At 71.4% G+C, this 14,597-nt stretch carries 17 protein-coding genes and 3 tRNA genes; 5 read left to right on the top strand and 15 right to left on the bottom strand.

Going from position 1 to position 14,597, the window contains the following annotated elements:
* Positions 1 to 5: 5 nt before the first annotated feature.
* From EAO73_RS06090 to EAO73_RS06055, 8 genes are all read right to left on the bottom strand, one after another.
* Entirely contained in the window at positions 6 to 1,061 is a 1,056-nt protein-coding gene (locus tag EAO73_RS06090; protein WP_191133954.1) for a UDP-N-acetylmuramate dehydrogenase, read from the bottom strand.
* Positions 1,062 to 1,132: 71 nt separating this feature from the next.
* Entirely contained in the window at positions 1,133 to 2,587 is a 1,455-nt protein-coding gene (locus EAO73_RS06085; RefSeq protein ID WP_147970432.1) for an MFS transporter, read from the bottom strand.
* A 78-nt stretch (positions 2,588 to 2,665) separates the two neighbouring features.
* Positions 2,666 to 3,214, bottom strand: a complete 549-nt coding sequence (locus EAO73_RS06080) for a TetR/AcrR family transcriptional regulator (protein ID WP_147971413.1) — start codon at positions 3,212 to 3,214, stop codon at positions 2,666 to 2,668.
* Positions 3,215 to 3,348: 134 nt separating this feature from the next.
* A complete protein-coding gene (locus EAO73_RS06075; protein ID WP_147970431.1) occupies positions 3,349 to 3,777 on the bottom strand; it encodes a MaoC family dehydratase in 429 nt (142 codons plus the stop codon).
* Entirely contained in the window at positions 3,777 to 4,229 is a 453-nt protein-coding gene (locus EAO73_RS06070; protein WP_147970430.1) for a MaoC family dehydratase N-terminal domain-containing protein, read from the bottom strand. Before EAO73_RS06070 ends, EAO73_RS06075 begins: the two co-directional genes overlap by 1 nt.
* A 133-nt stretch (positions 4,230 to 4,362) precedes the next feature.
* Entirely contained in the window at positions 4,363 to 4,527 is a 165-nt protein-coding gene (rpmG, locus tag EAO73_RS06065) for a 50S ribosomal protein L33 (RefSeq protein WP_003956487.1), read from the bottom strand.
* 88 nt (positions 4,528 to 4,615) lie between these two features.
* Positions 4,616 to 4,688 (bottom strand) — tRNA-Met (locus EAO73_RS06060).
* Positions 4,689 to 4,732: 44 nt separating this feature from the next.
* Positions 4,733 to 4,805, bottom strand: a tRNA-Thr gene (locus tag EAO73_RS06055).
* A 214-nt stretch (positions 4,806 to 5,019) separates the two neighbouring features.
* Between EAO73_RS06055 and EAO73_RS06050 the strand changes: the two genes are divergently transcribed.
* On the top strand, positions 5,020 to 6,276 hold the full coding sequence (locus tag EAO73_RS06050; RefSeq protein ID WP_147970429.1) for an amidohydrolase family protein: 1,257 nt from the start codon (positions 5,020 to 5,022) through the stop codon (positions 6,274 to 6,276).
* 34 nt (positions 6,277 to 6,310) lie between these two features.
* On the top strand, positions 6,311 to 6,967 hold the full coding sequence (locus tag EAO73_RS06045; RefSeq protein WP_147970428.1) for an SDR family oxidoreductase: 657 nt from the start codon (positions 6,311 to 6,313) through the stop codon (positions 6,965 to 6,967).
* Positions 6,968 to 7,016: 49 nt separating this feature from the next.
* Here EAO73_RS06045 and EAO73_RS06040 read toward each other — a convergent pair.
* Positions 7,017 to 7,098 (bottom strand) — tRNA-Tyr (locus tag EAO73_RS06040).
* A 214-nt stretch (positions 7,099 to 7,312) separates the two neighbouring features.
* Here EAO73_RS06040 and EAO73_RS06035 point away from each other — a divergent pair.
* From EAO73_RS06035 to EAO73_RS06025, 3 genes are all read left to right on the top strand, one after another.
* A complete protein-coding gene (locus EAO73_RS06035; protein ID WP_018101275.1) occupies positions 7,313 to 7,801 on the top strand; it encodes a YajQ family cyclic di-GMP-binding protein in 489 nt (162 codons plus the stop codon).
* 146 nt (positions 7,802 to 7,947) lie between these two features.
* On the top strand, positions 7,948 to 8,457 hold the full coding sequence (locus EAO73_RS06030) for a methylated-DNA--[protein]-cysteine S-methyltransferase (protein ID WP_147970427.1): 510 nt from the start codon (positions 7,948 to 7,950) through the stop codon (positions 8,455 to 8,457).
* The gene (locus tag EAO73_RS06025) at positions 8,457 to 9,116 is read left to right on the top strand and encodes an alpha-ketoglutarate-dependent dioxygenase AlkB family protein (RefSeq protein ID WP_147970426.1); all 660 of its coding nucleotides are present in this window, start codon (positions 8,457 to 8,459) and stop codon (positions 9,114 to 9,116) included. The genes EAO73_RS06030 and EAO73_RS06025 overlap by 1 nt, the downstream gene beginning before the upstream one ends.
* 2 nt (positions 9,117 to 9,118) lie before the next feature.
* Here the strand turns inward: EAO73_RS06025 and EAO73_RS06020 are convergent, their stop codons facing one another.
* From EAO73_RS06020 to EAO73_RS05995, 6 genes are all read right to left on the bottom strand, one after another.
* Entirely contained in the window at positions 9,119 to 9,391 is a 273-nt protein-coding gene (locus tag EAO73_RS06020; protein WP_018519338.1) for a GlsB/YeaQ/YmgE family stress response membrane protein, read from the bottom strand.
* Positions 9,392 to 9,482: 91 nt separating this feature from the next.
* Entirely contained in the window at positions 9,483 to 9,875 is a 393-nt protein-coding gene (locus tag EAO73_RS06015) for a YccF domain-containing protein (RefSeq protein ID WP_147970425.1), read from the bottom strand.
* Positions 9,872 to 10,735 carry a zinc metalloprotease HtpX gene (htpX, locus tag EAO73_RS06010; RefSeq protein ID WP_147970424.1) on the bottom strand — a complete coding sequence of 288 codons (864 nt, stop codon included), beginning with the start codon at positions 10,733 to 10,735 and terminating at the stop codon, positions 9,872 to 9,874. The genes EAO73_RS06015 and htpX overlap by 4 nt, the downstream gene beginning before the upstream one ends.
* A gap of 188 nt (positions 10,736 to 10,923) precedes the next feature.
* Positions 10,924 to 11,388: an MscL family protein gene (locus EAO73_RS06005; RefSeq protein WP_147970423.1), complete on the bottom strand. Its 465-nt coding sequence runs from the start codon at positions 11,386 to 11,388 to the stop codon at positions 10,924 to 10,926.
* Between the two features lie 120 nt (positions 11,389 to 11,508).
* Entirely contained in the window at positions 11,509 to 13,023 is a 1,515-nt protein-coding gene (locus EAO73_RS06000) for an NADH-quinone oxidoreductase subunit N (protein ID WP_147970422.1), read from the bottom strand.
* Positions 13,020 to 14,570: a complex I subunit 4 family protein gene (locus EAO73_RS05995; protein WP_147971412.1), complete on the bottom strand. Its 1,551-nt coding sequence runs from the start codon at positions 14,568 to 14,570 to the stop codon at positions 13,020 to 13,022. The genes EAO73_RS06000 and EAO73_RS05995 overlap by 4 nt, the downstream gene beginning before the upstream one ends.
* Positions 14,571 to 14,597 lie beyond the last annotated feature (27 nt).

The raw sequence follows: 14,597 nt of genomic DNA, 5'->3' as shown, positions 1-14,597 counted from the left end.
GCCCGCTACAGGCTCACGCCCACCGTCACCGGTTCGTTGACGAGGGTGACGCCGAAGGCCGCGTGCACCCCGGCGACGACCTCGCGGGCCAGCGCCAGCAGGTCCTCGGTGGTCGCCGCCCCCCGGTTGGTGAGGGCGAGGGTGTGCTTGGTGGAGATGCGGGCGGGCCCGGTGCCGTAGCCCTTGGTGAAGCCGGCCCGGTCGATGAGCCAGGCGGCGGAGGTCTTGGTCCGCCCCTCACCGGCCGGGAAGGCGGGGGGCGTGACCTCGGGGCCGAGCCGGTCCGCGACCCGGGCCAGGAACGCGTCGAACTCGGCCCGCTCCAGGATCGGGTTGGTGAAGAAGGACCCGGCCGACCAGGTGTCGTGGTCCTCGGGGTCCAGCACCATGCCCTTGCCGGCGCGCAGCCGGAGCACGGTTTCGCGGGCGGCGGCCGCGGGAACGCGGTCGCCCTCCTCGACGCCCATGGCCCGCGCGGTCTCGGGGTACTTCAGGGGCGCCGACAGGCCCCCGGACTCCTCCAGGCCGAAGCGGACGCGCAGCACCACGTACCGGTCGGGTTCGGCCTTGAAGCGGCTGTGCCGGTAGGAGAACGCGCACTCGGAGTTGGGCAGGACGACCGTTTCGCGGGTGCGCCGGTCGTAGGCGACGACCTCCGTGATGGTGGAGGACACCTCCTGCCCGTACGCGCCGACGTTCTGGATCGGGGTGGCGCCCGCGGAGCCGGGGATGCCGGCCAGGCATTCGAGGCCGGCGAGACCGGCCTCCACGGTGCGGGCGACGGCGTCGGTCCACACCTCGCCGGCCGCCAGTTCCAGGGAGCCGCCGTCGAGCACGAAGCCCTTGGTGGCGATGCGCAGGGCGGTGCCCTCGAAGCCCTTGTCGCCGATGACCAGGTTGCTGCCGCCGCCGATGATCAGGAGCGGGGTGCCGCTGTCGTCGGCCTCGCGCACGGCGTCGACGACCTCGGCGTCCGTGGTGGCGGTGAGGAGACGGGTGGCGGGGCCGCCGAGCCGGAAGGTGGTCAGGGGGGCGAGGGGGGCATCGTGGAGTTCCTGCACGGGGACAAGAGTACGGTCCGTGGCCCCGCCGCTGGGCGGGGCCACGGACCGTACGGGGTGTACGGGGCGCGTCAGGCGGGAACGGAGACCCGCTCCTCGGTGCGCTCCTGGTTCTCGTCCGCCTCCGTGGCGGGCTCGGACGTCGCGGCGGCGCGGCGGCCGGGGATCATCAGGGCGACGAGCGCGGCCAGGGCGACCACTCCGGAGCCGATCCAGACGGCCGGCACGGTCCCGTCGGTGAAGGACTGCGCGGATTCGAGGCCGCCCTGCGAGGCGAAGACGGTGGTGAGCACGGCGACCCCGAGGGCGCCGCCGACCTCGCGCAGGGCGTTGTTGGCGCCGGAGGCGATGCCCTGCTCACCGGGGCGGACGCTGGACATCACCAGGCTGGCGGCCGGGGCGAAGTACAGGGCCATCCCGATGCCGCCGACGATCAGGCCGGGCAGCTGCGAGACGTAGGAGGCGTCCGGGGAGATGGCCATGGCGAACAGGCCGAGGCCCGCGGCCTGGAGGGCGAGCCCCGTGACGACCACCGGACGGCCGCCGAACCGGTCGGAGAGCATTCCGGCGATGGGGGCGACGAGCATCGGCATCCCGGTCCAGGGCAGCATCCGCAGTCCGGCCTCGGTGGGCGAGTAGCCGAGGACGCCCTGGAGGTACTGGCTGAGCAGGAAGATCGAGCCGAACATCCCGAGGTACATCAGCATGCTGGAGATGTTGATCCCGAAGAAGCCGCGGTCCCGGAAGAGGCGCATGGGCAGCATGGGCTTGCGGCCCCGGAAGCCGTGGCGGATGAACGCCCCGATGAGCGCGGCGCCGGCGATGAGCGAGGTCAGGACGGTCGGGTCGGTCCAGCCGTCGGCGTTGGCGTTGACGAGCCCGTAGACGATGCCGAAGAGGCCGCCGCTGACCAGGAGGGTGCCGGGGATGTCGAGCCGGGCGTCGGGGGCGTACGACTCCGCGAGACGGAAGCGGGCGAGCGGCAGCAGGAGCAGGCCGATCGGCACGTTGAGCCAGAAGATCCACTGCCAGGAGATGTGCTCGGTGAGGCTGCCGCCGATCAGGGGCCCGCTGGCCACGGCGAGACCGGTGGCGGCGCTGAAGATGCCGAGCGCCATGCCCCGGCGGGCGGGTTCCACGGCGGCCGTGAGCAGGGTGAGCGTGAGCGGCATCATGATCGCGGCGCCGACGCCCTGGACCGCGCGGAAGGCGATCAGTTCGTTGATCCCGGGCGAGAGGGCGGCCGCGGCGGACGCGGCGGTGAAGACGGAGAGCCCGGCGAGGAAGAGCCGGCGGCGGCCGAAGCGGTCACCGAGGGCGGCGCCGAACATCAGCAGCACGGCGAAGGTCAGCGTGTAGGCGTTGACCGTCCACTCCAGCTCCTCCATCTCTCCGCCGAGGCTCTCGCGGATGGACGGCAGGGCGGTGGTGACGACGAGGTTGTCGAGGGCCGCCATGAAGCCGGCGACGCTGGTGATGACGAGGGCCCAGGCCGCTCCTGCGCGGCCGGTCGTTTGCTGGTTCACTGCTCCCCCTGGAGGGTTAGTTATTGATTACTAACTTTCGCGGGCAGAAAACCGGGCCGAACCCGGGTGGGGCGTCTTTCAGGTGACCGGCTGGGCGGAGGTGTAGAAACCGGACCAGATCCGGTGTCCGGCCGGGAAGCCGAGCGAGGTCAGCGTGTTGGCGAGCATGCCGTACGCGAGGAATGTGGTGGCGTCATTGACATCGGCGCCGAGCGCGAGATTGACGGAGTCGAACAGCTCCAGCCAGCCGGCCCGCACCGACTCGCCGAACGCGTGGTCACCGGCCGCCTCGGCGGCGGCGACGGCCGCGTACACCTGCATCTGCATGAGCAGCTTGTCGGGGTCGTCGGCGATCAGCCGCTGGTAGGCGCGGGCCATCGAGTGGAGCGCCTCTTCGCCCTCCAGCCCGTCGGCCGCCTCCTCGAACACCTGCCGCGTCTCCACGAGACAGCGCTCGGCCGCCGCGAGGAACATCGCCTGCTTGTTGGGGAAGAGGCGGAAGAGGTACGGCTGCGAGACACCCACACGCTTGGCGATCGCCTCGGTGGAGGTGGCGCTGTACCCGCCGCGGGCGAACTCGGTGACCGCCGCGCGGATGACGCTCTCACGCCGCTCATCTGCACTCATCCTTGCCATGCCCCTAAGTTAGTACTCAATCACTAACTTCGTCAAGCGGGCGCCGGGACGGGTCGCGAGCGGGGGTACGCGTGAGGGGCACGGCCCCATGGACCGTGCCCCTCACGCCGGGACCGGAGCGGGTGTCAGGCGAGCTGCACCACGGCCCGGGACATGCCCAGGACCTTCTTGCCGTCGCTCATGACCGTCAGGTCGACGCGCACCCGGCGGTCGTCCAGCAGGGCGGCCACCTTGCCGCTGACCTCGATCTGCGCGCCCTTGTCGTCGTCGGGGACCACGACCGGCTTGGTGAAGCGCACCCCGTACTCCACGACCGCGCCCGGGTCGCCGGCCCAGTCCGTGACCACCCGGATCGCCTCGGCCATGGTGAACATTCCGTGGGCGATCACATCGGGCAGCCCGACCTCGCGCGCGAAGCGCTCGTTCCAGTGGATCGGGTTGAAGTCGCCCGAGGCGCCCGCGTACTGCACGAGCGCCGCCCGGGTGACGGGGAAGGACCGCGCCGGCAGCTCCGTACCGACCTCGACCGCCTCGTAACTCACCTTCGCCGTCATCACGCCTCCTCGGCGGCGCGCGCCACCAGCTTCGTCCAGGCGGTCACGACCAGCTCACCGGACGCGTCGTGGACATCGCCGCGGACGTCCAGGATGTCGTTGCCCGCCATGGACTTCACGGCCTCGATCGTCGAGGTGACCGACAGCCGGTCGCCCGCGCGCACCGGGCGCACGTAGACGAACTTCTGGTCGCCGTGCACCACCCGGCTGTAGTCCAGGCCCAGCTGGGGGTCCTCGATGACCTGGCCGGCGGCCTTGAACGTGATCGAGAACACGAAGGTCGGCGGCGCGATCACATCACTGTGGCCGAGCGCCTTCGCGGCCTCGGGGTCGGTGTACGCGGGGTGGGCGTCGCCCACGGCCTCGGCGAACTCGCGGATCTTCTCCCGTCCGACCTCGTACGGCGCGGTGGGCGGATAGGTCCGTCCCACGAAGGACTGGTCGAGCGCCATGAACTCGCAACCTCCTGAAGAAAGAACGACTGGGCCGGCCTGTGGCGGCGTCCGGCACCATTCAACGCCAAACCCGCCGCACAACGACACGAGGCCGCCCCCCGAAGGGGACGGCCTCGTGTACGAGCCTGATTCAGCGCGTTTCGCGGTGCGCAGTGTGCGAGTTGCAGCGCGGGCAGTGCTTCTTCATCTCAAGACGGTCCGGGTTGTTACGCCGGTTCTTCTTGGTGATGTAGTTCCGCTCCTTGCACTCCACGCAGGCCAGCGTGATCTTCGGGCGGACGTCGGTGGCAGCCACGTGAGTGCTCCTTGGACGGACGATGGACGGATGAACGCAAAAAAGAGTAGCCGATCGAAGGACCGACCCCACAATCGGCTACTGTTAGTAGCGGTGACCGGACTTGAACCGGTGACACAGCGATTATGAGCCGCTTGCTCTACCGACTGAGCTACACCGCTTTGATGACTGGTCCCCCCGCCGAAGCGGGGTTCCCGATCACCAGAGCCCCAATGCGGAATCGAACCGCAGACCTTCTCCTTACCATGGAGACGCTCTACCGACTGAGCTATTGGGGCGAGCGATGAAGACATTACACGCTCGGTCGCCGATCGCCCAAATCCGTTTCGCGGCACCCGCCCGACCCCGTCCCGTACCCCGCTCGGGCCGCCCGCACACCGCTGATCAGCAAGGCCGCACCGGTACGACTATTGCGCTCCTCCTCGAACCGGACCGGGCACACCCCTAGGCTCTACTCACTCTGCGTGATCTTGCCCCCTTCCCAGGAGCCCGATGCCCGACAGCCAGCCGCGGCGGCCCGACGACCACGCGGCCGACACCACCGGCGGCCCGGAGAGCCCCGCGCTGACGCTCTGCGGTGCCCGCCTCGCCGACGGCCGCGTCGTGGACGTACGGGTCTGCGGCGGACGTATCGAGGCCGTCGGTACTGCGGGCAGCCTCACCGCCCCCGGCGCCCGGCTGGACCTGCGCGGCCACCTGCTGCTCCCCGCACCCGCCGAGCCGCACACCCACAGCGACACCGCCCTCACCGCCGACATCGACGGGCCCGCGTCCCAGCGCCCCGAGGACATCCAGCGGCGCGCCACCGAGGCCGCGCTGCTCCAGCTCGGCCACGGCGCGACGGCGCTGCGCTCCCACGTACGGATCGGCGACGTACAGGGCCTCGCGGCTCTCGAAGCCGTCCTCCAGGCCCGGCGCTCCCTGCGCGGCCTGGCCGACCTCACCCCGGTCGCCGTCCCCCGGCTGCTCACCGGTGTGGCCGGGGCGGACAACCTGGCCATGCTCCGCGACGCCGTGAAGATGGGCGCCGCGGCGGTCGGCGGCTGCCCGGACCTCGACCCGGACCCGTCGGGATACGTCGAGGCCGTCCTGGAGGTCGCCGCGGAGCACGGCTGCCCCGTCGACCTGCACACGGACGGTGACGACCCCGTCCGGCTGGCCCGGTTCGCCGCGCTGGCCGGCGGGATGCGGCAGCGGGTCACCATCGGCCCCTGCGTCGGCCTCACCCGCCTCCCCCCCGAAGCCGCCGCCGGGGTCGCGGCCCGGCTGGCCGCCTCCGGCGTGGGCGTCGTCTGCCTCCCCCAGGGCTCGTGCTGCGGCGCGGAACACCGGGGCCCCGCCCCCGTACGACTGCTGCGCGAGGCCGGGGTCCGGGTCGCGGCCGGCAGCGGGGCGCTGCGCGATCCGGCCAATCCGGTGGGCCGGGGCGACCCGCTGGAGGCCGCCTTCCTGCTGGCCTCGCAGGACGGGCTGCGCCCCGGGGACGCGTACGCGGCGGTCTCCGCCGAGGCCCGCCACGCCATGGGGCTCCCCGAGGTCCGCGTCGAGGCGGGCTTCCCGGCCGAACTGCTCGCCGTACGGGGAGAAGGGCTCGCCGGGGCGCTGTCGCTCGCGTACAGCCGGATCGTGGTGCACCGGGGGCGGGTGGTGGCCCGGACCAGCGCGGTGCGCGAGTACTGCGACTCGGAGACGGGCGGCGGCCCCGGACTGCCGCGCCAGGGACGGCCGGAATCCACCGGCGGGCCGTGAGCGTCCCGGCCCGCTCCGGCGTACCGTCGGGTGCATGCGCATTGTCATCGCAGGTGGACATGGTCAGATCGCGCTGCGGCTGGAGCGGCTGCTCGCTGCGCGCGGGGATGAGGCGGCCGGCATCATCCGCAACCCCGAACAGAGCGACGACCTCCGGAAGGCGGGCGCCGAACCGGTGGTGCTGGACCTGGAATCGGCCACGGTCGAGCAGGCCGCCGAGGTGCTGCGCGGCGCCGACGCGGCGGTCTTCGCGGCCGGTGCGGGCCCCAACAGCGGTACGGCCCGCAAGGACACGGTGGACCGGGGCGCGGCCGTGCTCTTCGCGGACGCGGCGGAACGGGCGGGGGTGCGGCGCTACGTCGTGGTCTCGTCCATGGGCGCGGACCCGGACCACCCCGGGGACGAGGTGTTCGACGTGTACCTGCGGGCCAAGGGGGCGGCGGACGCGGACGTACGGTCCCGCTCGGGCCTGGACTGGACGATCCTGCGCCCCGGCATGCTCACCAACGACGCCGGCACCGGCCAGGTCCTCCTCGCCGCCTCCACGGGCCGGGGCCCGGTCCCCCGCGACGACGTGGCGGCAACGCTCCTGGAACTCCTGGACACCCCGGCCACGGCGGGCCTCACCCTCGAACTGATCGCGGGCAACATGCCCCTGGCGGTCGCGGTGAAGGACATCGCGGGCAACTGACCCACACGACAAAGAAGGCCCCCGTCCGAAAGGACGGGGGCCTTGCTTGTGGCGGCGCCAGGGTTCGAACCTGGGTAGGCTGAGCCGGCAGATTTACAGTCTGCTCCCTTTGGCCACTCGGGCACACCGCCAAGGGATGCCGCCTTCGAGTCCGGGTTTCCCGCGGCGCTCTCTGGCAACGACGTAAACAATACCTGATGACCGAGGGTGCTACGCCACCGGATTGTTCGGCGGCTCGGGCGCCCCCGGGTGGCTAGGCTTTGCCGGGCGGCAGGGCCCGCGGGTCACGCGGCCGCCGCTCGCGCACGTACATTCCAGCACCCCCGATCCAAGGAGCCACACGTCATGGCCGACTCCAGTTTCGACATCGTCTCGAAGGTCGAGCGGCAGGAGGTCGACAACGCCCTCAACCAGGCCGCCAAGGAGATCTCCACCCGCTACGACTTCAAGGGCACGGACGCCTCGATCGCGTGGTCGGGCGAGAAGATTCTGATGCAGGCGAACGGCGAGGAGCGGGTCAAGGCCATCCTCGACATCTTCCAGTCCAAGCTGATCAAGCGCGGGATCTCGCTGAAGTCGCTGGACGCCGGTGAGCCGCAGCTGTCCGGCAAGGAGTACAAGCTGTTCGCCTCGATCGAGGAGGGCATCTCCCAGGAGAACGCCAAGAAGGTCGCGAAGATCATCCGCGACGAGGGCCCCAAGGGCGTCAAGGCCCAGGTCCAGGGCGAGGAGCTGCGGGTCACCTCGAAGAGCCGGGACGACCTGCAGGCCGTGCAGGCGCTGCTGAAGGCCCAGGACTTCGACTTCGACGTGCAGTTCGCGAACTACCGCTAGAGCAGGGTGGTCCGGGTGCGGAGGGCTTCGTTCCGCGCCCGGACTACATGTCCGAATACCGCCGGTCGTGGCGGTTCGGGCGCAGCAGACTGGTCCGTGACGGCCGGCGTTCCGGCCGGTCGGACGGACGAGGAGAGGGACCGGTCATGACCATGTACGCGACGGTCGACAGCCCGCTGGGCGAACTGCTGCTGGTCGGGGAAGAGGCCCCCGGTGCGGCGGGCATTGCGCTCGTCTCGCTCTCCCTGCCGGGCCAGAAGGGCGCCGCGGTCGTCCAGGACGGCTGGGTGCACGCCCCCTCGGCGTTCGCCGGGGCCGCCGCCCAGCTGCGGGAGTACTTCGAGGGGCGCAGGACGCGCTTCGAGCTGGTGTACGCGCAGGGCCGGGGCACCGAGTTCCAGCGGCGCGTCTGGGCCGCCCTGGAGGCCGTTCCGTACGGGGAGACGGTGTCCTACGGGCAGATCGCCGAGCGCGTCGGCGCGAGCGGGGCCGGGGTACGGGCCGTGGGCACCGCGATCGGGCGCAATCCGCTGCTGGTGGTGCGGCCGTGTCACCGGGTGATCGGTGCGGACGGCGCGCTGCGCGGGTACGCGGGCGGGCTGGAGCGCAAGGAACGGCTGCTGGGGCTCGAAGGCGCCGCCCTCGTCGCGCGCTGATGGACGGGCTCTTCCCCCGGTCGCGCGCGGTCGTCGCGCCGGGGGCCGTTCATGTGCCCGACTGGCTGTCGCCGGAGCGGCAGCGGGAGTTGGTGGCGGCGTGCCGGGAGTGGGCGCGGGGGCCCGTACCGCTGCGGCACACGGCGTTGCCGGGCGGCGGGGTGATGTCGGTGCGGACGGTGTGCCTGGGGTGGCACTGGCAGCCGTACCGCTACTCCCGTACGGCGGACGATGTGAACGGGGCGGCGGTGGCCCCTTTTCCCGCGTGGCTGGCGGATCTCGGGCGGGCGGCGGTCGCGGAGGCGTACGGGCCCGGGGGCGGCGCGGAGGCGTACGAGCCGGACGCCGCGCTGGTCAACTTCTACGACGGCTCGGCCCGGATGGGCCTGCACCAGGACAACGAGGAGCGGTCCGGGGCGCCCGTGGTGTCGCTCAGCATCGGTGACACGTGTGTCTTCCGCTTCGGCAACGCGGAGGGCCGGGGCCGGCCCTGGACGGACGTGGAGCTGATGTCCGGGGATCTGTTCGTGTTCGGCGGGCCTGCGCGCCGGGCGTTCCACGGGGTGCCCTCGGTCCGGCCCGGCACCGCCCCTCCCGGTACGGGGATGAGCGGCGGCCGGCTCAATGTGACGTTGCGTGAGACGGGGCTGAGGGGCTGACGTCAGCGCCGTTCGCGGGAGTTGCCGAAGAGCAGGCGGTAGGCGATCAGCAGGACCAGTGAGCCGCCGATGGCCGCCACCCAGGTCGCCGGGTCGAAGAAGTCCTTGGAGATCTCGCGGTCCAGGAAGCGCGACGATATCCAGCCACCGAGGAAGGCGCCGACGACACCTATGAGGGTCGTGCCCACCAGGCCGCCGGGGTCGCGCCCCGGCAGCAGGATCTTGGCGATGACGCCCGCGACGAGCCCGAGAATGATCCAGCCGATAATGGTCATGCGTGCGAACCTACCCGTCACTCGTTCCTGGAATCCAGGACGTCCGTGACGGGCGGGCGGTTGCGCGAAGGGCCGGTCGGCCCGGGTCCGGCTACCAGCCGGCGAACGGCTCGTCGGTGCTGACGATCTCCTTGCCGAACGGCATCAGGGACACCGGGATCAGCTTGAAGTTGGCGATCCCCAGGGGGATTCCGATGATCGTGAGGCACAGGGCGATGCCCGTGGTGATGTGGCCGAGCGCCAGCCACCAGCCGGCGAGGACCAGCCAGAGCACGTTGCCCACGCAGGACGGCGCGCCCGCGTCCCGGCGGTCGACGACCCGGTGGCCGAAGGGCCACAGGGCGTACAGGCCGATCCGGAAGGCGGCCAGGCCGAAGGGGATGCCGATGATCGTGATGCAGAGCAGGAGTCCCGCGAGCAGGTAGCCGAGGAACATCCAGAATCCGCACAGGATCAGCCAAATGACGTTCAGAATGGTTTTCACGGGCGAGGACCTGCCATCTGCTCGAGTCGGGCGATGCGCTCCGCCATCGGCGGGTGGGTGGAGAACATCCTGGACATACCCTGCCCCGCGCGGAACGGATTAGCGATCATCATGTGGCTCGCCGTCTCGATCCTCGGCTCCGGGGGCAGCGGAAGCTGCTGCGTCCCCGTCTCCAGCTTCCGCAGGGCTCCGGCCAGGGCCAGCGGGTCTCCGGTCAGCCGGGCGCCCGAGGCGTCCGCCTCGTACTCCCGGGAGCGGCTGACGGCCAGTTGGATGACGGAGGCGGCGAGCGGGCCCAGGATCATGATCAGCAGCATGCCGAGGAGACCGGGGCCCTCGTCGTCGTTGGACCGGCCGACCGGGATCAGCCAGGCGAAGTTGACCAGGAACATGACGACGGAGGCCAGGGCTCCGGCGACCGAGGAGATCAGGATGTCCCGGTTGTAGACATGGCTCAGCTCGTGGCCGAGGACGCCGCGCAGCTCGCGCTCGTCCAGGAGACTCAGAATGCCCTCGGTGCAGCAGACCGCCGCGTTGCGCGGGTTGCGGCCGGTCGCGAAGGCGTTGGGCGCCTGGGTCGGGGAGATGTACAGGCGGGGCATGGGCTGGCGCGCCGACGTGGAGAGCTCACGGACGATGCGGTAGAGCTGGGGCGCCTCGAACTCGCTCACCGGGCGGGCGCGCATGGCCCGCAGCGCCAGCTTGTCGCTGTTCCAGTACGCGTACGCGTTGGTGCCGACCGCCACCACGAGCGCGACGATCAGGCCCGTACGCCCGAAGAAGCTGCCGATGACGATGATGAGTGCGGACAGGCCCCCGAGGAGTACGGCGGTTCTGAGCCCGTTGTGCCGGCGGTGCACGGTACGCCCTCCAAATCGTCCAGCGGGAGAACCCTTGCGGCTCCACTCCCCAGTGGAGCCTCCCGTACTGGTCAACGCCAGGCGGCGAGAGCGAGTTCCCTGGTGCGGACGGCCGGACGGCCCCGCCGCCCCCGCCGTCCCCGCGGCGGGCGGGCGCTGGGCCGTACGGGTGGAGGCGCGCCGCGCGTTCAGCGCTGGGCGGGGAGCTTCGCGAGTTCCAGGGCCACGGGGTCCGGCTCGACCTCGCTGGTGCAGTGGGCGCAGCGGGAGGCGATGGCCGGGATCTCGGTGTAGCAGCGGGGGCAGTCGCGCAGGGCGGCCTTGATGTCGACGGGCTCGTCCGCCTTCTTGGCGGTGAAGCGGTCCTGCACCTTGGCCATGGGCATGACGACGCCGAAGTAGAGGACGGCGGCGGTGATGATGAAGGCGATGGCGGCGCTGATGAACAGGCCGTACGGGAAGTCCACCCCGTCGACCTTGAAGTGCGCCTTGCTGAAGTCGCCGGTGCCGCGCGTGATGATGCCGATCAGCGGGACGATGAATCCGTTGCTGAACCCGGTGACGACTGCGGTGAAAGCGGCTCCGACGGCGAGACCGACCGCCATGGAGATGACGTTTCCGCGCAGGATGAAGTCCTTGAACCCGCTCAGCACTGCTCTTGCTCCTCTGTGGTGATGTGAAAGTCGTACGCGCCCGTGCGCGGGCATGACCCTGCCCTGTGCGGGCCGCCGGGGGCAAACCGATCTTGCCGTCGCTCGAACTGTTGAACGACCTCAGAAGAGGTTGACGGCGGCGAATCTGAGGACGGTCTGCGGGGCGCCCGACAGGACGATGCCGGCGACGGCGGTGAGGACGATCGCGGCGGTCAGAGGGGCCGGGGTGCGGTGCCGTACGGCGGGCGTGGCCTCCTCTTCGGAGGGGCCGCGGAAGAGCGCGGCGGTCCACTGGAGGTAGTAGTACAGCGCGACCACGACGTTGACGGCCATGACGACGGCGAGCCAGCCGAGGCCGGCGTCGACGGCGGCGGAGAAGACCGTGACCTTCGCGAACAGGCCGATGATGCCCGGCGGCAGACCGGCCAGGCAGAGCAGGAAGAAGGCGAGCGCGAGGGCGGCCAGGGGCCGGGTGGCGTACAGGCCGCGGTAGTCGTCGAGCCGGTTGCCGGGGCGGGTACGGGCGACCAGGGCGGCCACCGCGAACGCGCCGAGGTTCACGACGGCGTACATCAGGGCGTACGCGACGGTGGACCCGATCCGGCGTTCCCCCGCGTACGCGGCGGCGGCCACGGGGACGAGCAGGTACCCGGCCTGGGCGACGGAGGACCAGGCGAGCAGGCGTACGGCGCTGCGTGCGCGGGAAGCGCTCTGGCGCAGCGCGGCGACGTTGCCGACGGTCATGGTGAGCGCGGCGAGGACCGCGAGGGCGGGGCCCCAAACCTCCGCGTACGCCGGGAAGGCGACCACGGTGACGAGGATGAGGCCGGAGAAGCCGACCGCCTTGCCGACGACCGAGAGATAGGCGGCGATGGGCAGCGGGGCGCCGACGTAGGTGTCGGGCACCCAGAAGTGGAACGGCGCGGCGGCCGTCTTGAAGGCGAAGCCGACGAGGGTCAGCGCGACGCCCGCCCCGGCGAGGGTGGAGAGCGCCGGGTCGACGTGGCCGAGGCGGCCGGCCAGGTCGGTGAGGTGGAGGGTGCCGGTGGCCGCGTACACGAAGCTGACGCCGAGGAGCATCACTGCGGTGGCGACGACGGAGGACAGGAAGAACTTCAGCGCGGCCTCGGAGGAGCGCCGGTCGCCCCGCTTGATACCGACGAGGGCGAAGGCGGGCAGCGAGGCGACTTCGAGGGCGACGACCAGCGTGGCGAGGTCGCGGGAGGCGGGCAGCAGCGCGGCGCCGGCGGCGGACGACAGCAGCAGGAACCAGAACTCGCCGGCCGGGAGCTTGCGGGTGTCGCCGATGGAGAGCAGCGCGGTGAGCAGGGCGCCGCCGAGCACGAGGGCCTGGATGACCAGGGTGAAGTGGTCGGCGGTGTAGCTGCAGGCGCGGCTGCCCGCAGTGAGGCAGAAGGTGGAGCGGTCGCCCGCGTGGAGGGGGACGATCAGGGCGAGCGCGGCTACGAGTCCGGCGACGGCCCCGTAGCCGAGGAGCGGTTTGCGGGCCTCGGCGACGAAGAGGTCGGCGACCAGGACGACGAGGGCGACGGCCGCGGCGGTGAGCGGGGGCGCGATGGCGAGCCAGTCGACGGACTGGACGAGGCTGGTGGCGCTCTCGGCCGCTGTGGTCACGACTTGCCTCCTGCGAGGAGCTTCTGCACGGCCGGGTCGGTGAGGCCGAGGAGGACGGCGGGCCACAGGCCGGCGAGGACGGTGAGGGCCGCGAGGGGGGTCCAGGCGGCGAATTCGTAGCTCTGGACGTCGGCGATCTGCCGCGGTTCGTCGCGGTGGGCGCCCATGCAGACGCGGCGGACGACGATCAGCAGGTACGCCGCGGTGAGCAGGGTGCCGAACGCGGCGATCGACATGAACGTCAGGAAGGCGGGCCTGCTCAGCCCGGCGGCCGGGTCGAACGCGCCGAACAGGGCGAGCATCTCGCCCCAGAAGCCGGCGAGTCCGGGCAGGCCGAGGGAGGCGACCGCGGCGAACGCGAGGAGGCCGCCGAGGCGGGGCGCGCGGCCGTAGAGCGCGGCGCCGGTGGCTCCGGCGAGGGTGTCGAGGTCGGCGGTGCCGTACCGGTCCTTGACCGCGCCGACCAGGAAGAACAGCAGGCCGGTGATGAGCCCGTGGGCGATGTTGGCGAACAGCGCGCCGTTGACGCCGGTGGGGGTCATGCTCGCGATGCCGAGGAGGACGAAGCCCATGTGTCCGACGGAGGAGTACGCGATGAGCCGCTTCAGGTCGCCCTTGGCGCCGGGCCGGGCGAGCGCCAGGCAGGCGAGCGATCCGTAGACGATCCCGGCGACGGCGAAGGCCGCGAGATACGGGGCGAAGGTGTGCATCCCGTCCGGGGCGACCGGGAGCAGGATACGGACGAACCCGTACGTGCCCATCTTCAGCAGGACGCCCGCGAGGAGCACGGAGCCGACCGTGGGGGCGGCGGTGTGGGCGTCGGGCAGCCAGCTGTGCAGCGGCCACATCGGGGTCTTCACGGCGAGGCCGATGCCGATCGCCAGAACGGCGGTGACCTGCACGGACGAGGTGAGCCCGCGGCCGTTGTCAGTGGCGAGTGCCACCATGTCGAAGGTGCCGCTCTTCAGTCCGATGAGGAGCAGGCCCAGCAGCATGACGACCGAGCCGAGCAGGGTGTAGAGGATGAACCTCCAGGCGGCCGCCTGCCTCTGCGCACCGCCCCATCGGGCGATGAGGAAGTACATCGGGATGAGCACCATCTCGAACGCCAGGAAGAACAGGATCAGGTCGAGGACGGCGAAGGTGGCGAGGGTGCCGGACTCCAGGACGAGGATCAGCGCGACGAAGGCCTTCGGGGAGGGTCCTTCGGGCAGCTTGAAGTAGCTGTAGAGCGCGCAGAGGAAGGTCAGCAGCGCGGTCAGTACGAGCAGGGGGAGCGAGATGCCGTCGATGCCGAGGTGGATGCGTACGTCCAGCGCGGGGATCCAGCTGATGTCGCTGGTGGCCTGCATCTTCGACGGGTGGTCGTGGTCGAAGCCGGCGGCCAGCACGAGGGTCGCCAGGAGGACGACCCCGGTGACCGTCACGCCGTGCCGGAGCACGGCCTGGTCGGGGCTGCGGCCCTTCAGTCCGGGCGGGGCGGGGAGCAGGGCGGCGACGGCGCCGATGAGCGGGCCGACGACGACGAACGCCAGAAGGAACTGCATCACGGATGCGCTGATATCGATCACGGC

This window comes from Streptomyces sp. col6 (assembly GCF_008042035.1).
In the GTDB taxonomy this organism is placed as follows: domain Bacteria; phylum Actinomycetota; class Actinomycetes; order Streptomycetales; family Streptomycetaceae; genus Streptomyces.
This window is presented reverse-complemented; position numbering and strand designations above follow the sequence as displayed.